Source organism: Afipia birgiae 34632, from assembly GCF_000308295.2.
Taxonomy (GTDB): Bacteria; Pseudomonadota; Alphaproteobacteria; order Rhizobiales; family Xanthobacteraceae; genus Afipia; species Afipia birgiae.
The window spans coordinates 73936-76960 of the sequence record NZ_HG326656.1; the positions used below are offsets into that span (position 1 = coordinate 73936).

The 3025-nt window shown below is 66.2% G+C and carries 4 protein-coding genes and 1 pseudogene; 1 reads left to right on the plus strand and 4 read right to left on the minus strand.

The window, feature by feature from the left end; all coding sequences use genetic code 11:
* Positions 1-100 precede the first annotated feature (100 nt).
* Entirely contained in the window at positions 101-454 is a 354-nt protein-coding gene (tnpB, locus tag BN32_RS25235; RefSeq protein WP_019200239.1) for an IS66 family insertion sequence element accessory protein TnpB, read from the minus strand.
* Complete coding sequence (gene tnpA / locus BN32_RS28310) at positions 451-888, minus strand: IS66-like element accessory protein TnpA (protein WP_019200238.1); 438 nt, start codon at positions 886-888, stop codon at positions 451-453. Before tnpA ends, tnpB begins: the two co-directional genes overlap by 4 nt.
* A 131-nt stretch (positions 889-1019) precedes the next feature.
* On the opposite strand from tnpA, the gene BN32_RS25245 reads away from it, so the two are divergent.
* Positions 1020-1634, plus strand: coding sequence for a recombinase family protein (locus tag BN32_RS25245; RefSeq protein WP_019200237.1), 615 nt, complete (start codon positions 1020-1022; stop codon positions 1632-1634).
* Between the two features lie 128 nt (positions 1635-1762).
* Here BN32_RS25245 and scpB read toward each other — a convergent pair.
* Together scpB and BN32_RS25255 are read right to left on the minus strand one after the other, a co-directional pair.
* Positions 1763-2460, minus strand: a pseudogene (scpB, locus tag BN32_RS25250) (SMC-Scp complex subunit ScpB).
* A 4-nt stretch (positions 2461-2464) separates the two neighbouring features.
* Positions 2465-3025 (minus strand): DUF1403 family protein (locus tag BN32_RS25255; protein WP_040427750.1); only part of this gene is annotated, 561 nt, incomplete at its 5' end.

The window sequence follows — 3025 nt, forward strand, 5'->3', positions numbered from 1 at the left end:
CTCGTTCTCGGCGTCAAGCGCGAGCACCATCTCGGTCAGAGCTGACGGATCGGTCGACGATACATGCGCACGCGACACGCTCCAGTGAAATCCTCGCCTCTCAGCCGACAACGGCCGGCTGCTTCACAGACTTGGGTGAGACACGTGTCCACTCGAGCCCGTCGAGCAGCATCGCGAGCTGCGTTGCACTCAGATGCACCACGCCGTCGCGGATCGGCGGCCAGGTGAAATGTCCTTCGTGCAACCACTTCGTCACCAGCACCATGCCGCTGCCGTCCCACGCCAGCAGCTTCACTCTGTCGGAACGTTTGGAGCGGAAGACAAACACGCTGCCGTCGTAGGGACTCTTGTGTAGTGCTTCGCTCACCAGCGCCGACAGCGTGTGCACCGACTTGCGGAAATCGACCGGCTGGGACGCCAGCATCACCTTGAGGTCGGGCCGCAGCGCTATCATCGATCGCCTCTGAGCACCGACAGCACTGTGTAAAGCGTCGCAGCATCTACGCCCGGCTCGACCCGGATGCGCGCGCCACTCACCTCGATCTCGATCACCCCGCAGGCCCTGGTCGGCGGCGCGGTGATCTTCAACGGCCTCGCCTGCGCCGGCGCTGCGCCTTCGCCGCTCTCGGCGCCAATCTGGATCGGCACGAAGCTCGGCGCCGTGCCGACGATCGGCGTGACCTGGCCTCGCCACACCGTGAGCAGCCCGCGGGAAACGCCGTTGCGCCGCGCCACCTCGGAGATGTTCGCACCTTCCTCAAAACTCTCAGCCACGATCCGGGCCTTCTCCTTGCCCGTCCATCGTCGCCGCCGGCGCTCCCCGGTGATCACCTCGACACGACGATAGGAGTCACCTTCCTGCCTGGCATCAAGCATGACATTTGCCATCGATCCACCTCCTCCGATCAGCTCATGCTAGGCTCTATCGCGCGTAAGCCTAGAAAGGGCTAGGTGGGTGCCTCATGCCGCTTACAATCATTCGTGGCCGGCGCGCCGCCTCAAACCAACGTTTAAGAAACATGCTGATCGGATACGCCCGCGTCTCAAAAGCCGATGGCTCGCAGTCCCTCGACCTGCAGCACGACGACTTGCGCGCCGCCGGTGTCGAACAGGACAACATCTATGAGGATCACGCTTCCGGCGGCCGCGACGATCGGCCCGGACTGGCCGCCTGCCTGAAATCCTTGCGCGACGGCGATGTGCTCGTGGTCTGGAAGCTCGATCGTCTCGGGCGGTCGCTTGCCCACCTGGTCAACACTGTGAAGGATCTGTCGGATCGCAATATCGGCCTGCGAGTGCTGACCGGAAAGGGCGCCCAGATCGACACCACGACCGCATCCGGCCGGATGGTGTTCGGCATCTTCGCAACCCTGGCCGAATTCGAGCGAGATCTGATCCGCGAGCGCACCATGGCCGGCCTCGCCGCCGCCAGAGCGCGCGGTCGCAAAGGCGGACGAAAATTTGCCCTCACCAAGGCGCAGGTGCGTCTCGCCCAAGCCGCCATGGCGCAACGCGACACTTCCGTTTCCGATCTGTGCAAGGAACTAGGGATCGAGCGCGTTACCCTCTATCGCTACGTCGGTCCGAAGGGTGAGCTCAGGGACTACGGAAAGCGTGTCCTCGGCTTAGCGTAGGATTTCGCCCCCTCCCGCAAACGACCCCACGTTTGCACGATGCCGTCACGACCTCGACCCCTGACATCCCGTCGGCGCCCGCCGGCCCGAAATGAGCGAGTGTCGTCACAAGGCCGTCTGATCGGCGATCAGCCGGCCAGCGGCTCGTCGCGCTCGATGTCGTCATCCTCACCATCGACGCCTGCCGCGTCGGTGCCAAAACCGTCGGGAAAGCCGTCCGCCAGCAGTCTGTCCTTGCTGAGCAGTCCGGCGTCTTCGAGCAGCTCGATGTCGGGCAGATCGCGCAGGGTGTCGAAGCCGAACTGCGACAGGAATGCTTTCGTGGTCACGTTGGTATAGGGCGCGCCGGGGGTTGGCTGCGCGGCCCGGCCGCGATGAAGCCGAGCGCGCGAAGGTGACTGATCACATCGCGGCTGATCTCCTTGCCGAACACCCGGCCGAGCTCGCCGCGTGTGATGGGCTGGAAATAGGCGATGCACATCAGGATCAGCGCTTCGGATTGCGACAGCGGTCTGACCTGATCGCCGAGTCCCGTCGCGGCGCGGATGGCGTCGGCAAAACCCTTCCTGGTGCGGTGCTGCCAGCCGCCGGCGACCGCGACCAGCTCGTAGGGCCGGCCGCGCAGCTCGTCGCGGATGGCGTCGATGATGCGGTCGAGATTGCAGTCGCGGCCGACGACGCGCGCCAGGATCTCGCGCGCCACTGGCTCGGGCGCGGCGAAAATCACCGCCTCGACCCGGCCCATCCATTCGCGCCAGCGGATCTCTGGCGGCAGGTCGGCCAGTTCGGTGTCAAGGCCTTCGCTGGATCGCGCCCGCTTTGCCATGGCGTCACAGTCCGTAGAGCCGGAAGGACGAACGGCCGGTGAGCTCGCGCGCCGCGCCGAGTTCGACGAGACGTTCGAACAGCCGCCGGCTCGAGCGATCGCTCGCCGTCTTGCCACTCGCAGCCGCCTGGGCATCTTCCATCAACAGGATCGCCACCATCTGATCGGCGTCTTTGCCGCGCAGTTGTGGCGCGACGGCCGCAAGCTTGGTGGCGCGGCGCGCGAGATCGGCATAAAGATCGGCCGCACAAGCGGCGGCGCGGGCGTAGGCGAGCGCGCAAGACGTCAGCCACACGCTGTCGTCGTGCTTTGGCGCGGCCCGCAACGCAACCCGGCGGAGCTGACTCGCGAGCAGCGGCACCGGCGCCGGCCATTTCAGGCGATGCGCCAATACGGCGTCGGCGAGCCATAGCGCCAGCGGCTCTGAGTCCGGGCGCAACTTCATACTGACCGCGGCGATCTCCGCGGCGGCTGCGACCGCGGGCCCTTCCCGCTCGCCAGCCGGGTCGCCACACGCGATGACATCGGCGAGGCGCATCATCGCCGCGCAGCTCGAGCCGCCGCC